The organism is Lentzea californiensis, assembly GCF_024648825.1.
Classification (GTDB): domain Bacteria; phylum Actinomycetota; class Actinomycetes; order Mycobacteriales; family Pseudonocardiaceae; genus Lentzea; species Lentzea californiensis.
The window spans coordinates 1,397,432-1,413,474 of record NZ_JANBBE010000001.1; the positions used below are offsets into that span (position 1 = coordinate 1,397,432).

Sequence of the window (16,043 nt, forward strand, 5' to 3'; positions counted from 1 at the left end):
GGGATCTGAAAGGATTCAGACCGAGGTCTGCGTGCCCAACGCCTCCAGGAACGACCTTGCCCAACGGTCAACGTCGTGGGTGAGGACCTGACGGCGCAGCGCGCGCATCCTACGGCGGCCTTCTGCGGGATCGATGTCGAGGGCGGCCTGCAATGCGTTCTTGACACCGTCCAGATCATGGGGGTTCACCAGGAACGCACTGGTCAGTTCTGCGGCAGCGCCGGCGAACTCGCTGAGCACCAGAGCTCCACCAAGATCATATCGGCAGGCCACGTACTCCTTGCACACGAGGTTCATTCCGTCCCGAACGGGCGTGACGACCATGACGTCCGCCGCGCTCATGAACGCGACGAGCTCCTCGCGGTTCACCGACTGGTGCAGGTAGTGCACGACGGGCTTGCCGACCCGCCCGAACTCGCCGTTGATGCGGCCGACCGACTGCTCGATGTCCTGGCGCATCGTCTTGTAGTGGTCGACCCGCTCACGACTGGGCGTCGCGAGCTGGATCATCGCGACGTCCTCCGGGTCCACGCGTCCGTCCGCGATCAGCTCGTACAGAGCGCGGATCCTGACGTCGATGCCCTTCGTGTAGTCGAGGCGGTCCACGCCCAGCAGGATGCGCTTCGGGTTGCCGAGATCCTCTCGAATCTGCCTCGCACGGGCCTGGGTGTCCTTGCGCCGGGCCACCGCGTCGAGGCCCGCGCTGTCGATCGAGATGGGGAACGCGCCGACGCGCACCGTGCGGTCGCCGACCTGCACGACACCCGGCCGGGTCCGGACGCCCACGGTGCCGCGGCTGGGCTCCAGGCCGACGAGCCGGCGGGCCAGCCAGAGGAAGTTCTGCGCGCCGCCGGGCCGGTGGAAGCCCACCAGGTCGGCGCCGAGCAGGCCGCGGATGATCTCCGTGCGCCACGGGAGCTGCATGAACAGCTCGACCGGCGGGAACGGGATGTGCAGGAAGAAGCCGATCTTGAGGTCGGGCCGCTGCTCGCGCAGCATCGCCGGGACGAGCTGCAGCTGGTAGTCCTGCACCCACACCGTCGCGCCCTGGGCGGCGACCTTGGCCGTCGCGTCGGCGAACCGCTGGTTGACCTTCACGTAGGTGTTCCACCAGTGGCGGTGGAACGCGGGCTGCGCCACGACGTCGTGGTAGAGCGGCCAAAGCGTGCCGTTGGAGAAGCCCTCGTAGTAGTCCTCGACCTCTTTGGAGGACAGCTCGACGGGGTGCAGCAGCAGGCCGTCGTCCTCGAACGGCGCCACCTCGGCGTCCGCGACGCCGGGCCAGCCGACCCAGGCGCCGCTGTGTGAGCGGAGGAACGGTTCGAGCGCGCTCACGAGCCCGCCCGGGCTGTGTTTCCACCGCTCGGTGCCGTCGCGCAAGCGCTCCAGGTCAACCGGCAACCGGTTGGCCACGACTACGAATTCCGCCCCGTTCTCGCCAATGTCCATGCTCACGAAAAAGAGGCTAGTGGGGACGCGCGCAGTCGGCGTGTCGTGTAACCCCCGTCACAGCGAGTTTCACTCCAAACGACGCTTGGTGGGTTTGAGCGGCCCGGACATGCGTGGACCAGCGAATTTGCGCTCCAGACGCCCTAGTCCGGTGCGCACCGGCTGCGCCAAGTACTCGCCGAACACGACACCTCCGGCCAGAGCGAGAGCAATGCCACTTGCGAAGACCAGCGTGCTGAGACCGGCCGGATCGCCCTCGGCGGTGAGCTGGAACAGGCCCCGGTAGGTGGTCCAGCCGGGCAGCAGCGGCACCACGCCGGCCTGGACGACGACGAGCGTCGGGATGCGCAGGCGGCGGGTCATCGTGGCGCCGCCGAAGCCGGTGATCGCGGCGGCCACGGCGGAACTCAGCAGCGCGTCGAGGCCGAGGCTCGTCATGAGGCCGTACGCGGCCGTGCCGATCGCGCCGGAGATGGCGGCGGCGACGAGCGCGCGAGGCCGTGCGTAACAGGCGAGCGCGAAGAACGCACTCGTCGCCGCGCCGGCCGCGAACTGCATTGGCACCGCGGAGATCAGGGCGGGCAACGGGTCGCTGAGCCGGATGTCCAGTCCGAAGTGGACGGCCGAGCGGATCGCCAGCGCGACACCCGCGATCAGGCCCGCGCTGAGCAGCACGGTCTCGACCGTGCGGCCCGCGGCGGTGACGTTGTAGCCGGAGATCGCGTCCTGGACGGTGCTGACCAGGGCGAGCCCGGACAGCAGCACGACGATCCCGACGGCGACGAGCAGACTCGGCCGCACCGGCAACAGCCCGGTCGAGTAGATCGCCAGCGCGGCGCCCGTGCCGAGCGCGCCGCCGACGAGCTGCTGGAAGAAGAACGGCAGGTTGCGGCGGTTGAGGATGCGGCCGACCCGGTCGACCACCGCCGTGATGGCCGCGGCGGTGAGCGCGAGCACGAGCCCGCCGCCCACGAGGAACGCGACCGCGCCCGCCATTCCGCCCCACGCGGCGGTGGCGACCCAGCGCGGGTACGGGTGCTTGGCGTTCGTGATGTCCTCGAGCCGGGCGTGCGCCTCCTCGATCGGGCCGAGATTGCGCACGAGCTGTTCGACGTCGGCGAGCCGCGTGTAGTCGAGACCGCGCTGCCGGACGACGCGAATCGACGTGATCGGCAACGCCTCCGTGCCGCGATGACACGACACGCTGATAGAGGTGTAGATCACGTCGACTTCGGTGTGCGGGAGTCCATAGCTCTCGGTGACCGAGAGAATCGTGGCTGTCACATCGGCCGCACCGGCCCCACTGGCCATTTGGACCTCACCGATCTTGAGGGCGAGATCGAGTACCAGGTGAACCGTGGTGTCATCGGGCAGAGCGGGGCCGTGCAGGTTGTTCGTGGAAATCTTGGGCACCTCCGTCGTGTGATCGTGACAGGGCCTTCGACTGTTGCTGTGTCGTCTGCCACCTCCGATCGGGCGACCCGAAAAGGAGGACATGATCACTGTCTGTTGGTTACCCTCCTGACCTGGTCAAGGCGGTCACGAGGACGCATTGATCCACTCGGTTGGTTGGTCTGACTCCTGTCGGAGCAATCCGATCACACTGAGAGCAGACCGTTCGCCGCAGGTAGCACCCGCAACGGGCGCTTACGATGTTCGCGAACACAGGCCGGCCGGCGTAGCTCAATTGGCAGAGCACTCGCCTTGTAAGCGAAAGGTTAGGGGTTCGATTCCCCTCGCCGGCTCTATTGGGGAAGAGGGTTCGCCCAGGTGGGCGGACCCTCGTCTCATTTCGGGGCGGTGCTTCCTCAGTTCTTGCGAACGAGTCCGGTAAAGCCCGCGACACTGAGCGTGGCGAAGGACCAACCCAGGATCTGTACCACCCAGCCTGCTCCGGTCGCCCACTGCCCGGCTGCGCCGTTCGCCAGTTCGCACCTCGGTGTGCCACCCAGCTTCACGAGCGGGATCGCGAGATCCGCCGCAAGACTGATCCTGTTCACAGGTGAACAGGAGTCCGCTGGGCGGTCCTTGGCCGGTGTCAGGCCGCCGAACTCGCCGACCGTCCACACCAGCCCTATCGCGAGCAGGAACGTCACCAGAAGTCCGGTCACCGCTCGCGACGGCTGGTAGCCGTAGCCGAGAGTGACGCCCAGGAACCAGTGCCACAGCTTGTTCCCGGGGTCGCCATCCTGGCGGAGGTCGTTCTGCTGTGCGATCAGCGCCTTACGGGCGTCGTGCTCGTGGCCGGCGGCGCGGTGGACAGCGGCGAGTTGCTGGTACGGCTGGGCTTCGTAGAAAAGGGTGTGGTCGCGCAGCATCCTGAGCCACACGTCGGGGTCGTCCGGCTTGTTCGGATACGTCAGCCCGTCCAGCCTCACGGTGAAGTCATCGTTTGCGATCAGGTCCGACTCGCCGAGGCAGAGTTGGTTGCTCACCTTCGCGCCGGTGAGGTCAAGCTTGTAACCGCTGCCCCGATTGATCAACGTCGTCGCGTGGAGGAGGAGTGCGCCGTTCACCGTGGAGTCGGTGAGGTCGAGGGCTGCTAGATCGCTGTTCGTGTCAATCTGGGCGTAGGTGATCGTGACTCTCGCACCGACCTTGGTGCGGTGCAGCACGACTGGCTGTTCGCGATGACTGCGCACCGAACCGCTGATGAGGAGTGCGGCACCGATCCGAGTGTCGATCATGGTGATCGTGTCGACCGTCGACCGAGCGTCGAAACCGTCACCGAGCAACACGTCCTGGGCGAACGTCGCGCCGTCGAGGCACAGCGCCGATGTGCCGCGCAGCACGGCGCCGTTCATCCGCAAGCTGGAGGCCTTGGCGTCGAACAGTTGCACGGCGAGCATGTCGCTCGACTTGACGAAGGCGTCGGTGAGTTCGATGTCCGCACCCACCTTGCCGTTGTAGGCGATGAGTGCGACGCCTGATTCGCTGACGACCACGGCCTTGCGGAGGTTCAGCTCGCCACCGATGTCACAGCTGTCGAGAACGATCTGGCGGGCGTAAAGGCCGGTGGCGGTCATGCTCCGGCTGACGTGCAGACCGGACGCGAACAACCTCGTCGCACTGGCCCCGGACATCAGCAACGAGCCGTCGATGCGCGCGTTTTCCAGGTCGACCATTCCGCTGAAGCGGGCCCGATCCAGGTTCAGATAGCGGGTGCGCAGGTTCTCTGCGCGCAACTCCGGCAGCGTGGACCCTTCGAACGACAGTGCTGGCAGTTCGGCGTCGTGCATGAGCACATGCTCCTCGAAGACGCAGTTGTCGAGCTGCAGTGCCGTCGAGGTGCTGATGAAGCTCAAGTCCAGCACGCCGGTGACTCGAGCGCCGACCAGCAAAAGGCCGCGCGGGTCGACGTTGCCCGACCGCAGCAGATCGCGGATCACCGTGGCACGCACCACGTTGTTCCCACGGCGTGAGAGGTCGAGCACCTCGCCGGCGTCGGCGGCGCGGATCATGTCCTGCTCTGTCCTACTAGGACGTGACATTCTGGTCACCATGTCCTACCTCGCGGATAGCGCGCGCTACGACCAGATGACCTACCGGCGGACGGGACGCAGCGGCCTCAAGCTGCCCGCCATCTCGCTCGGTCTTTGGCACAACTTCGGCGGTGACCGGCCCTACGAGCTGGGCCGCGGAATCGCGCGGAGGGCGTTCGACCTCGGTGTCACGCACTTCGACCTCGCCAACAACTACGGTCCGCCCTACGGCTCGGCGGAGATCACGTTCGGGCAGATCCTGAAGGATGATCTCAGGCCGTACCGCGACGAGCTCGTCATTTCCACGAAAGCCGGCTACGACATGTGGGCCGGGCCGTACGGGGAGTGGGGCAGCCGCAAGTACCTGCTCAGCTCGCTCGACCAGTCGCTGACGCGGATGGGCCTCGACTACGTCGACATCTTCTACTCGCACCGGTTCGACCCGGAGACGCCGCTCGAGGAGACGATGGGCGCGCTCGTGTCCGCGGTCCAGCAGGGCAAGGCGCTCTACGCGGGCATCTCGTCGTACTCGCCCGCCAAGACCCGCGAGGCCGCCGAACTGCTCCGGTCCGCCGGTGTGCCGCTGCTGATCCACCAGCCGTCGTACTCGATGCTCAACCGCTGGATCGAACCGGAGCTGCTGGACACGCTGGAGGAGGTCGGCGCGGGCTGCATCGCGTTCTCGCCGCTCGCGCAGGGCATGCTGACCGACCGCTACCTCAACGGGGTTCCCGAGGGCTCGCGCGCTTCGCAGGGCAAGTCGCTGTCGACGGACCTGCTCACCGACGAGAACCTCGCCCGCATCCGCTCGCTCGACGAGATCGCGAAGTCCCGTGGCCAGTCGCTCGCTCAGCTCGCGCTGACCTGGACGATCCGCGACCCGCGCGTCACGTCGGCGTTGATCGGCGCGTCCTCGGTCGGGCAGCTGGAGCAGAACCTCGCGGCCCTGCAGGCGCCGCCGCTGACCGACGACGAGCTCGCCGAGATCGACAAGCACGCCGTCGAGTCGGGCATCGACCTCTGGGCTCCGTCGTCCCAGGCGGACTAGCAATAGCGCACGCGGGGAGCTTTCGTGCGCTCTGACCGCACGCGGGGGCCCTGCGTGCGGTCAGCTGGGCGGGTGCCGGGGGAGACGGATCGTGAACACCGTCGACCCCGGCCGGCTGGTCAGCTCGATCCTGCCGCCGTGCGCCTCCACCAGCGACTGGACCACGGCCAGCCCCAGTCCGCTGCCGCCGCGCTGACGGGTCCGCGAGTCGTCCACCCGGTAGAACCTGTCGAAGATCCGCGCCTGGTCGGCCGCCGGGATGCCGGGTCCGCTGTCGCTCACCCTGATCACCGCCCAGCCGTTCTCGGCCGTCACCTTCAACGCCACCGTCGTGCCCGCGGGCGTGTGCACGGCCGCGTTGGTCAGCAGGTTGTCGAGCACCTGCCGCAACCGCGTCGGGTCCGCGGTCATGGTCACCGTGTCGGCGTCGACGTCCAGCACGTGCGACGGCCTGCCCGCGCGGAACGCGTCCGCCGCGGCTTCCGCGATCACCGACAGGTCCAGCTCCTCCGGGCGCAGCGGTGGTTCCGTCGCCGCGGAGTCCAGGCGTGCCAGCAACAACAGGTCGTCGAGCAGCACGCTCATGCGTGACGCCTCCGACCGCAGCTTCTCCAGGTGCTTCTCGCGTTCACCCGGCTCGTTGGCCGCGGCGTACTTGAAGAGGTCCGCGTAACCGCGCAACGACGTGAGAGGCGTCCTCAGTTCGTGCGAGGCGTCGGCGATGAACCGGCGCAAGCGTTGCTCTGCGGCCGTGCGTGCGACCAGGGAAGTGTCGATGTGCGCGAGCATCTTGTTGAACGCCTCGCGCAGCTCCTCGACCTCGACGCCGCCGCCTCGCCCGTCCACGCGCACGGCGAGGTCACCCGAGTCGGTCAGGTCGTGCGACGAGATGTCGTGCGCGGTGTCGGCCATGTCCGACAGCGGCTGCATGCCCTTGCGGATCAACGCCTGACCGCCCACCACCAGTGCGACCAGGGCGGCGAGGAACGCGATCACGCCGACCGTGACCAGCTGGGAGATCGTGCCGTCCCGGTCCTGCATCGGGGCGGCGCTGACCAGGATCCACTCGCCCTTGACGACCTGGCAGGCGCGCAGCCGGAACTTGCCCTCGTCGCGCAGGTACTCGGTCTGGAACTCGTCGGCGCTCAACGCCCTCTTCGCGAGGGCGTCGAACTCCTCGCGGTCCGCCGGCTGCTGGCTGCCCGGCTGGGGCCGCAGCTCCCCGTTGTCGATCTTGTAGACGACGGCGAACCAGTCCGGCGGGAGCTTGGTGACCTTGCCGTAGTACTCGATCTCCTTGACCGCGCCCGTCTGGCTGATCACCATCTGGTCGTCGAGCCGGCGGTCGAGGAAGTCCTTCATCGACGTGACCATGACCCAGCCGACGATCACGAACACCGTCAGCGCCAACGCGCCCAGGGCCAGGGCGAGGCGGGTGCCGAGCCGCCAGTCGCGGACGGGCTTGAACTTCATCGTCGGGCTCACTCAGCTGCTCGGCGGAGCACGTACCCCACACCGCGCACGGTGTGGATCAACGGCTCGCGGCCGTCGTCGAGCTTGCGGCGCAGGTGGGAGATGACGAGCTCGACCACGTTCGAACGGCCGCCGAAGTCGTACTCCCACACGTGGTCGAGGATCTGCGCCTTGGTCAGCACGGCCGGCGAGCGGCGCATCAGGTACCGCAGCAGCTCGTACTCGGTCGGCGTCAAAGTAACGAGCTTGCCCCCGCGACGGACTTCACGCGTGTCCTCGTCCATCACCAGATCGGAGACCTTGAGCACCGAACGCTTCCACGACGGACCCGTCGAGCGGCGCAGCACGGCCCGAAGCCGTGCCATCAGCTCCTCGACCGAAAAAGGTTTCACGAGGTAGTCGTCGCCGCCTCGGGTGAGCCCCGCCACCCGGTCCGCGGTGCCGTCACGGGCCGTCAGGAAGACCACGGGGACCATCGCACCGGCCGCCCGCATCCGATCAAGAACAGTGAATCCGTCCAGGTCAGGCAGCATGAGGTCGAGCACGACGATGTCCGGCTGGAACTCGGCGGCCTCTCTCAGGGCCTCTTCGCCGTTGAGCGCGGTCGCGGCCTGCCAGCCCTCGTACCGGGCGACCGTCGCGACCAGGTCAGCGATGTGCGGCTCGTCATCTACGACGAGCAATCGAACCGAGTTGCCCTTGTCCACGTGCTCATGGTGCGTCACCTCGTGGCTCGCCCGCTCGATCGACAGGAAGTCGACAGCGCGGGCAAAGCGGAGCCACAGCTCGAACGCTGAGGATCGAGACCGACCGACAGAGACCGCCTGACCGAGGAGCCCGCCGTGACGACCACCCTGCAGCCCCCCGCGCGACCGGCTTCGGCCGGCCGTGCGACGCCGCACAAGGTGCTGGCCAAAGCCGGCCTCTACGTGTTCCTCCTCGCCAACGCGGCCTTCGTGACGTACCTGTTCAACGCGGCGGGCGTCGGCTCGAACAAGCTGGTCAACTTCGGCAGGCTCGCGGGCCTGTACGGCGCGCTCGCCATGGCGTTCCAGCTGCTCCTGGTGGCGCGGCTGCCGTGGCTCGACCGGCGCCTGGGCATGGACAAGCTCACCTCGTGGCACCGCTGGGTCGGCTTCACGATCTTCTTCACGCTGGTCGGTCACCTGGTCTTCATCGCCCTGGGCAATGCGGGCCCCGACGGTCCGATCGCCGAGATCGTCAGGCAGGCGACCGAGCTGGAGGGCATCCTCCGCGCGCTGGTGGCGTGGGCGATCATCATGGTCGTCGGCATCGTCTCGGCCCGCTTCGCGCGGCGCCGGCTGGCCTACGAGACCTGGCACTTCATCCACCTGTACACCTACGTCGCGATCTTCCTGGCGTTCTCGCACCAGGTCGCGGTGGGCAGCACGTTCCGCAAGTCCGCGCTCGCGACCGGCTACTGGTGGGGCCTCTGGGCGTTCGCGCTCGGGTCCGTCCTGATCGGACGCGTGGCGCTCCCGGCCTACCGCAACTGGAAGCACCAGTTCCGCGTCGCCGCCGTGGTGCCCGAGGCGCCCAACGTCGTGTCGGTCTACATCGAGGGCAAGGACCTCGACCAGCTCGGCGCCAAGGCCGGTCAGTTCTTCCTCTGGCGCTTCCTGACCAAGGACCGCTGGTGGCAGGCCAACCCGTTCTCGCTGTCCGCGGCGCCGAACGGCAAGTACCTGCGTCTCACCGCGAAGGCCCTGGGCACCGGCAGCGCCGACATCCGCAACATCAAGGTCGGCACCCGCGTGTTCGCCGAGGGCCCGTACGGCGCCTTCACGACCATGCACCAGACCAGGCCCAACGCGCTGCTCGTCGCGGGCGGTGTCGGCGTCACGCCGGTCCGCGCGCTGCTGGAAGAGATCAAGGGCCACGTCGTGGTGCTCTACCGGGTCAGCGACCCGCGCGAAGCCGTGCTGCTGCGTGAGCTCGAAGGCCTCGCACGGGCGAAGGGCGCCGTGCTGCGCCTGGTCACCGGTTCCTCGAAGTCCATCACCGCGAACGGCCCGTTGCTCGGCCCGGAGAACATCGTCGCGCTCGTGCCGGACGTGCAGGACCGCGACGTGTTCATCTGCGGCCCCGGCGGCATGACCGACGCGGTGATCACCAGCCTCGACGAACTGGGAGTGCCCAGCAACCAGATCCACGCCGAGCGCTTCGCGCTGGCCAACTGAGAGGGTCCGACGACGTGAAGAGGGCAATTCCCGTTCTGGCGCTGAGCGTGGCCGGCCTCGTCCCGGTCTGGATCTACTCGCCGGGTGCCGCGCACGAGGGCGAGCTCAGCGAGGTCGCCGCGCCGCCGGCCCAGGAACAGACGCAGCAGCAGGCGGCTCCGCAGACGACGGCGCCGAAGGCCACCGGCGCCGCGCCGAAGACGACCGGGGCCGCGCCCAAGACCACCCAGCAGCAGCAGACCACCCAGCAGCAGGCCCAGAACCGCAGCGTGTCCGGGCCCGCGGTGAACACGTCCGAGGGCACCGTGCAGGTGCAGGTGACGTTGCAGGGCACCAAGATCATCGACGTGAAGGCGTTGCGGGCGCCCAACAGCAACCCGACCAGGATGGCACTGCCCCTGCTGCGGGAGTCGGCCCTGAAGGCGCAGAGCGCGGACATCGACACGGTGTCCGGCGCGACCGCGACCTCCGAGGGCTACAAGCAGTCGCTGCAGGCCGCCATCGACGGGGCGCGGTAGCAGTGGCGGTGCGGCGCGTCGAGCACATCATGGGGCTGCCGATCTCGGTGGACCTGCGTGACGGCGACGCCGCACTGGCCGAGCGCGCGTTCGCCTGGCTGCGCGAGGCGGACGACCGGTTCTCGCCGTTCAAGCCCGGCAGCGAGGTCTCCCGGCTGGACCGGGGTGAGCTCACCAGGGAAGAGCTCACCCCGGATCTCGTAGAGGTCCTCTCGCTGTGCGACTGGTACGAGCAGTCGACGGGCGGCGCGTTCACGGCACGGGTGCCGGGCCGCGGGCTCGACCCGTGCGCGGTCGTGAAGGGCTGGGCCGTGCAACGCGCGGCGGACATGCTGCGGGAGGGCGGCGCCACCTCGTTCTGCGTGAACGCGGGCGGCGACGTCGTGACGGCCGGCGAACCCGAACCTGGAAAGCCTTGGCGTGTCGGCGTTCGGCATCCAGATCTTGCCGACCAGCTCAGCGTCGTGCTCGGTGTGCGGGACGGAGCCGTTGCCACGTCAGCGTTGTACGAACGCGGGCAGCACATCCTGGACGGGCGTACCGGTCGGCCGGTCTCCGGGATCGTCTCGGTCACGGTTTTCTGCGACGACCTCGCGATCGCTGATACCACTGCCACAGCAGCGTTTGCGCTGGGCAGGGACGGGATCGAGTGGGCCGCGGCGCAGGAGGACTGCGCGATTTTCATCGTCGACGAAGATCGTCGGGTGTACTCGAGTCCTGGACTTCCCGTACACATCTGTTAACATGCTCGCCCAACGGAGCCTTGACTCCGGGGCATGATTTCGTTGATCAAGAGCTGGATCGGAGCTCGCGCTCGGGGCAAGACCCGGCCTGCTGTCGACCAACTACTCGTGCGGAAGAGCCTGCTGCAGCGCGAATTCGGGAGCGCACTGCAGCGGGCTCTTTCTGTTTTGCTCAGGCGTAGCGGTCCTCGTTGAAGTCCAGGTTCACCGCGGACGAGCCCAGGTCGCGGCCCATGGCGTCCAGGACGTCCACCATCTCCAGGCCCATCAGCCAGTCGCGCGGGAGCGCTTCGGTGCCGTGCAACGCTCCGAGCACGTTGCCCGTCAACGCCGCTGTGGCGTCGCTGCCGCCGGAGTGGTTCGCGGCGGCGCGCATCGCGTCCACGAACTGGGAGGGCTTCGGGTGCGTCAGCACGGTGTAGACCGCGATCGCCAGCGCCTCGGGGCCGGTCCAGCCGCTGCCCAGCCGGTCGACGCGCACGGACGACGAACCGTCGTGCTCGTCGGCCAGCACTACTGCGCGTGTCAGCACCGTGGCGGTGTACGTGTCGTCGCGCAGCACGCGGCCGATCACCTGGTCGATCGCCTCGCGCAACGGCCTGGCCTTCACGGCCAGGAGGTGCACGAGCAACGCCAGTGCGCCGCCGGACACCCAGCCGCCCGTGCCGCCGTGCGTCAGAGCCGCGAACCGGCAGCCGAGGTCGTACGCGATCGCCGCGGACGGTGCGAAGCCCGCCGGGGCGGTGCGGGTGACGCCGTTGCAGCCGGACGACTCGTTGTGCGGGTTCTCCGGAGTGGACGGTGTCTCGGCGGCCAGCGCGCGCAGGCACGTGAGACCCGGCGAGCGGCTCTCGTACAGCCGTTCGTCGGCGAGGAGGCCGATCGCCCCGCGTTCGGGGGCCGGTTGCTGCTGGGTGATCAGCCAGCGTCGATAGCTGTGCCAGACCATTTGGGACGGTTCCCACTCGCCGGTGCGCTTCCCGCGCACCCAGGCGCGCAGGTAGCCGTCGGCGGTGAACAGCGTCAGCTGGGTGTCGTCGGTGAACAACGCTGGCTTGGGTGGCCCCATAACGCCCTCGGGACCGTGCTCGCGCTGGATGTCGGCCAGGCCGAGGTACTGCACGGGCGCACCGAGCGCATCACCGAGAGCGCCGCCGAGAAGGCACCCGGCGCCGCGGTCAACCACGGAATTCCTGTCTCGCGGCACGTGTGAACAGTAGCGTCCCGCGAACTTGGGCCGTACTTGTATCTGAGACTCGGGCTTGCGCACCTCTTGAAGTGACGAGGTCAGCGCACCTGAGGAGGGGCATGCGGAGCAAAACCGGACTCGAGTTCGGCGTGCTCGGTCCACTCCAGGTGCTCGCGGACGGGCGGCTCGTCGAGCTGGGCCGCCGTGGCATGCGCGGGTTGCTGGCCATGCTGGTCGTCGAGGCGAACCGACCCGTCTCGATCGACCAGATCGTCGACGCGCTGTGGACGGACACGCCTCCGGCCACCGCGCGGACGATCGTGCACGGCTACGTGTCGCGGCTGCGCAAGGTGCTGGAGGAGTCCGATCCGGCGGGGTCCGCGACCATCCGCACCACGCCGACGGGCTACCAGCTGGCCGTGGATCCGTGGCGTCTCGACCTGCACCGCGCCAAGCAGCTCGTGGCGTCTTCTCGCGGCAAGCCCGCCGCCATCAGGGCGGGCTTGCTGCGCGAGGCCCTGGGACTGTGGCGCGGGCCGGTGCTCGCGGACGTGCCGGGCGACCCGATGACGTCCGATCTGGAAGAGCTGCGGCTGTCCGCGCTGGAGGAACGCATCGACGCCGAGCTCGAGCTCGGCCGCCACCTGGAGCTGGTGGGCGAGCTGCGCGGGCTGTGCACCGAGTACCCGTTCCGGGAACGCCTGGTCGCCCACAGCATGCGCGCGCTCTACCGGGCCGGGCAGCGCGCCGACGCGCTGGAGGCCTACCAGCGGTTCCAGCGCCGTGCCGTGGACGAGCTGGGCATCGACCCCGGTCCGCAGCTGCGCGCGTTGCACGAGCAGGTGCTGCGCGACGACCCGTCGTTGAGCGTGATCGGCCCGGTCGAGTCGCGGCCCGTCGCGCCGCGCGCCGGGATCGTGGCACCGGCGTTGCTGCCCGCTTCCGCGTCGCGGCTGTTCGGCCGGGACGACGACATGATGTGGCTCGACAACGTGGTGGGGACGCGGAACCTGCTGGCGACGTCGGTCGCCGTGCTGACCGGTGCGCCCGGTGTCGGCAAGAGCGCCCTCGCGATCACGTGGGGGCACGAGAACTCCGAGCTGTTCCCGCACGGCGTGCTGTTCGCGTCGCTGGGGGACACCGAGCCGGGCGAGGTGCTGACCCGGTTCCTGGTGGCGATGGGCGTGCCGGCGGACGGCGTGCCGGTCGGCGTCGAGGACCGGGTCGGGCTGTACCGCTCGCTGCTCAACCGCCGCCGCGTGCTGGTGGTGCTGGACGACGCGACGGCGTTCGACCAGGTCCAGCCGTTGCTGCCGCCCGGTTCGGGTTCGGTGGTGCTGGTGACGTCGCGGTCCCAGATGGAACGGCTCGTCGTCACCAACAGCGCTCGCGTGCGCAAGCTCGGCCCGCTGGACGACCCTTCGGCGCGTGCGCTGGTGGACGACGTGCTGGGCAGGCCGTTGTCGCGGGAGGACCAGGTGGCCTCGCAGAAGCTCGCCGAGCTGTGCGGAGGGTTGCCGCTCGCGCTGCGGGTCGCCGCCGCGAAGCTCGTGATCAGTCCGGAGTGGACGGTCGAGGAGCTGGTGGGGGAGCTGGCCGACGACGGGCACCGGATGCGCGGCCTCGACCTGCCGCAGGCGGGCATGGGGGTGTCGCGGGCGCTGGACCTCTCGACCCGTGACCTGCCTTCCGAGCTGGACGAGGTCTTCCAGTCCGTGGGCCTGGCGCCCGGCCGGTGGATGTCGCCGCACGCCGTCGCCGCGCTGACCCGCATCCGGGTCGACTCGGCCCGGTCGCGGCTGGCCCAGCTCGTCGGGGTGAACCTGCTGGTCGAACCGTGGCCGGACGGCTTCACGATGCACGAACTGGTGCGCCTGTACGTCCGGGGAGCAGGCCATGCCGACCTGGACTCGTTGCGGCGCCTGGTGAACTACTACCTCGTGGCGTGCGACCACGTGCGCCGGGCGATCCGCCCGGCCCGCGACGGCCTGGAATTCGCCTTGGCGGACAACGGTTCCACGGCGTTGCCGGCGTTCAGCGACCCGGTCGACTGGTTCGACCAGGAGTGGCCCAACATCGTCGCGGTCGTGCACGCGTCCGCCGAACAGGGCCTGCACGACCAGGTGTGGCAGTTGGTCCGGCTGCTGCACCACTACGCGACCGTGCGCGCACTCACCGGGGAATGGGTGGCGCTGGTCGGGTTCGGCCTGGCCGCGGCCGAGGTGACGGGGAGCCGCCTCGGCCAGGTCCTCATGCTGGACACGACCTACACGACGAACGCCCGGCTGGGACGTCCCGTCCTGCTGCCGGACGCTCGCCGCGCGCACCGGATCGCGGTGGAGCTGGGCGAGCGCCAGTACCTCGTGCTGACGCTCGCCCAGCTCGCCGACGTCCTGTTCCGGCTGCAGCAGCACGACGAGGCGCTGCTGCACTTCTGGGAGTCCGTGCAGCTCGCCCAGCAGTCCGGCGACGTCGTCGGCGAGGCGCACGGCCTGAACAACGTGGCACAGGTGGAACAGGCCCGCGGTCACGTGGAAATCGCTCTGCGGCACCAGGCTCACGCCGTCGAGGTGTACCGGCGCTCGGGCGACGACATCGCGTTGATCCGCGGTCTCGCCAACCTGGCGGAGCTGCACCTGGAAGCCGGTGCGCTGGACCAGTCCGAGTTGCTGGCCCGCCAGGTCGTCGACCAGGCCGCCGTCGCCGAGGTGACGTACCTCGAGGGCTTCGGCCGGCACGTGCTCGGCAGCGTGTTGCTCCGGCGGGCGGAATGGGCCGCCGCGGCTGCGGAACTGGCGGAGGCGCTGCGCCTGTACGCGCAGGTCAACTCGGCTCGCGCGGTCGAGGTCCGCACCCTGCTGGACTCGCTGTCGTCCGAGGTTTAGCGGACGTTTAGTCGTCTGGTCCCAAAGCATGGGATGTTGGAGCAGCAGGCCGCCGAGTGGGGGATTACCGAGGGGGTAAGGCGCCTGCATCTGGAGGGCCCGACCGGCATTCGGGGGAGAGTGCCGGTCGGGCCCTCCGCTTTTCGTCTCAGTTGGTGACGTGGCTTTCGTCGCTGCAGCGGGCCATGGGCAGCAGATCGGGCCGTTTGGGTGCCATGCCGTCGCCCATCGACTCACCCCTGAGCGTGCGGCCGATCCACGGCACCACGTGCTCGCGCGCCCACTTGAGGTCAGCCTTGCGCTGGGTGACCCAGTCCGTCTGCTGCAACGCGGGCCACGGCTCGTTCCACGACTGGTCGTCGATCAGCCCGAGCACCTCGGCGGCCTTGAGCGCGACGCGCTGGTGCCCCTCCGGCGAGAGGTGCAGCCGGTCCGCGCTCCACGCGCGGCGGTCGTGCAGCGGGTGCATGGCCCACAGGTCGACCATCCGGCAGTGGTAGCGCTCGGCGATCGACCACAGGTGCGTGTTGTAGATGGCGACCTTGCCGCGGATGCTCCGCAGCAGCGGCGTCGAGCGCGTGTCGAACCCGGTGAAGATCACGACGTCGCAGCCCGCGGACCTGAGGTCGGCCACGGCCACCTCGTAGACCTCGGCCAGCGCGTCCGGGTCGCTGTTGGGCAGCATGATGTCGTTGCCACCGCCGCAGAACGTCACCAGGTCCGGCTTGAGCGAGATCGCGAGCGACACCTGGTCGTCGATGATCTCCTGCAGCATCTTGCCCCTGACCGCGAGGTTGGCGTACCTGAACTCAGGCGCCTGCCGGGCGATCATGGCCGCCAGGCGGTCCGCCCAGCCCATGTAGGTGTCGCCGGGGCCCGGGTCGTCCATGCCCTCGGTGAAGCTGTCCCCCACGGACACGAGACTGTTCCATCGCAGCAGCACAACATCCCCCTTGTTCGTACGACCTCGCGTGCCGGCCGCCTGCGGGCTCCCGTCCGAAGGCGACTAGTTAGCATGCACAACGAACCCTTGGTTACGCCACCGTCGGTTACGG

General features: G+C 69.0%; 12 protein-coding genes and 1 tRNA gene. 6 read left to right on the plus strand and 7 right to left on the minus strand.

What is annotated here, in order from left to right:
* Nucleotides 1-15: 15 nt before the first annotated feature.
* Together LX88_RS07310 and LX88_RS07315 are read right to left on the minus strand one after the other, a co-directional pair.
* Nucleotides 16-1,449 (minus strand): alpha,alpha-trehalose-phosphate synthase (UDP-forming), encoded by a 1,434-nt coding sequence (locus LX88_RS07310; RefSeq protein ID WP_258947632.1) that lies wholly within the window; start codon nt 1,447-1,449, stop codon nt 16-18.
* 69 nt (nt 1,450-1,518) lie between these two features.
* Nucleotides 1,519-2,862, minus strand: a complete 1,344-nt coding sequence (locus tag LX88_RS07315) for a threonine/serine exporter family protein (protein ID WP_258947004.1) — start codon at nt 2,860-2,862, stop codon at nt 1,519-1,521.
* Nucleotides 2,863-3,121: 259 nt separating this feature from the next.
* Here LX88_RS07315 and LX88_RS07320 point away from each other — a divergent pair.
* Nucleotides 3,122-3,194, plus strand: a tRNA-Thr gene (locus LX88_RS07320).
* A 63-nt stretch (nt 3,195-3,257) separates the two neighbouring features.
* On the opposite strand, the gene LX88_RS07325 is transcribed toward LX88_RS07320, so the two are convergent.
* Nucleotides 3,258-4,952, minus strand: coding sequence for a hypothetical protein (locus tag LX88_RS07325; RefSeq protein ID WP_258947005.1), 1,695 nt, complete (start codon nt 4,950-4,952; stop codon nt 3,258-3,260).
* Between LX88_RS07325 and mgrA the strand changes: the two genes are divergently transcribed.
* Nucleotides 4,951-5,979, plus strand: a complete 1,029-nt coding sequence (gene mgrA / locus LX88_RS07330) for an L-glyceraldehyde 3-phosphate reductase (protein ID WP_258947006.1) — start codon at nt 4,951-4,953, stop codon at nt 5,977-5,979. The genes LX88_RS07325 and mgrA overlap by 2 nt on opposite strands.
* 60 nt (nt 5,980-6,039) lie before the next feature.
* Here mgrA and LX88_RS07335 read toward each other — a convergent pair whose 3' ends face one another.
* Both LX88_RS07335 and LX88_RS07340 read right to left on the minus strand, forming a co-directional pair.
* Nucleotides 6,040-7,452, minus strand: a complete 1,413-nt coding sequence (locus tag LX88_RS07335) for a sensor histidine kinase (protein ID WP_258947007.1) — start codon at nt 7,450-7,452, stop codon at nt 6,040-6,042.
* 8 nt (nt 7,453-7,460) lie between these two features.
* Nucleotides 7,461-8,159, minus strand: a complete 699-nt coding sequence (locus tag LX88_RS07340) for a response regulator transcription factor (RefSeq protein WP_211335635.1) — start codon at nt 8,157-8,159, stop codon at nt 7,461-7,463.
* 135 nt (nt 8,160-8,294) lie between these two features.
* Between LX88_RS07340 and LX88_RS07345 the strand changes: the two genes are divergently transcribed.
* Genes LX88_RS07345 through LX88_RS07355 form a run of 3 tightly spaced genes read left to right on the plus strand, consistent with a single transcriptional unit; the run spans nt 8,295 to nt 10,914 of the window.
* A complete protein-coding gene (locus tag LX88_RS07345; protein WP_372511199.1) occupies nt 8,295-9,653 on the plus strand; it encodes a ferredoxin reductase family protein in 1,359 nt (452 codons plus the stop codon).
* A 14-nt stretch (nt 9,654-9,667) separates the two neighbouring features.
* Nucleotides 9,668-10,171 (plus strand): FMN-binding protein, encoded by a 504-nt coding sequence (locus tag LX88_RS07350; RefSeq protein ID WP_258947008.1) that lies wholly within the window; start codon nt 9,668-9,670, stop codon nt 10,169-10,171.
* An 8-nt stretch (nt 10,172-10,179) separates the two neighbouring features.
* A complete protein-coding gene (locus LX88_RS07355) occupies nt 10,180-10,914 on the plus strand; it encodes an FAD:protein FMN transferase (RefSeq protein ID WP_258947009.1) in 735 nt (244 codons plus the stop codon).
* A gap of 172 nt (nt 10,915-11,086) precedes the next feature.
* Here LX88_RS07355 and LX88_RS07360 read toward each other — a convergent pair whose 3' ends face one another.
* Nucleotides 11,087-12,121, minus strand: coding sequence for an ADP-ribosylglycohydrolase family protein (locus LX88_RS07360; RefSeq protein WP_258947010.1), 1,035 nt, complete (start codon nt 12,119-12,121; stop codon nt 11,087-11,089).
* Nucleotides 12,122-12,222: 101 nt separating this feature from the next.
* Between LX88_RS07360 and LX88_RS07365 the strand changes: the two genes are divergently transcribed.
* Complete coding sequence (locus LX88_RS07365; RefSeq protein ID WP_258947011.1) at nt 12,223-14,988, plus strand: AfsR/SARP family transcriptional regulator; 2,766 nt, start codon at nt 12,223-12,225, stop codon at nt 14,986-14,988.
* A gap of 148 nt (nt 14,989-15,136) precedes the next feature.
* Here the strand turns inward: LX88_RS07365 and LX88_RS07370 are convergent, their stop codons facing one another.
* Nucleotides 15,137-15,931, minus strand: coding sequence for an SGNH/GDSL hydrolase family protein (locus tag LX88_RS07370; RefSeq protein ID WP_258947012.1), 795 nt, complete (start codon nt 15,929-15,931; stop codon nt 15,137-15,139).
* Between the last annotated feature and the right edge of the window lie 112 nt (nt 15,932-16,043).

Coding starts and splice junctions, on each gene's coding strand:
- LX88_RS07325 (WP_258947005.1), bottom strand. CDS start 4,952: ATGGTGACCAGAATGTCACGTCCTAGTAGGACAGAGCAGGACATGATC.
- mgrA (WP_258947006.1), top strand. CDS start 4,951: ATGTCCTACCTCGCGGATAGCGCGCGCTACGACCAGATGACCTACCGG.
- LX88_RS07365 (WP_258947011.1), top strand. CDS start 12,223: ATGCGGAGCAAAACCGGACTCGAGTTCGGCGTGCTCGGTCCACTCCAG.
- LX88_RS07310 (WP_258947632.1), bottom strand. CDS start 1,449: ATGGACATTGGCGAGAACGGGGCGGAATTCGTAGTCGTGGCCAACCGG.
- LX88_RS07335 (WP_258947007.1), bottom strand. CDS start 7,452: ATGAAGTTCAAGCCCGTCCGCGACTGGCGGCTCGGCACCCGCCTCGCC.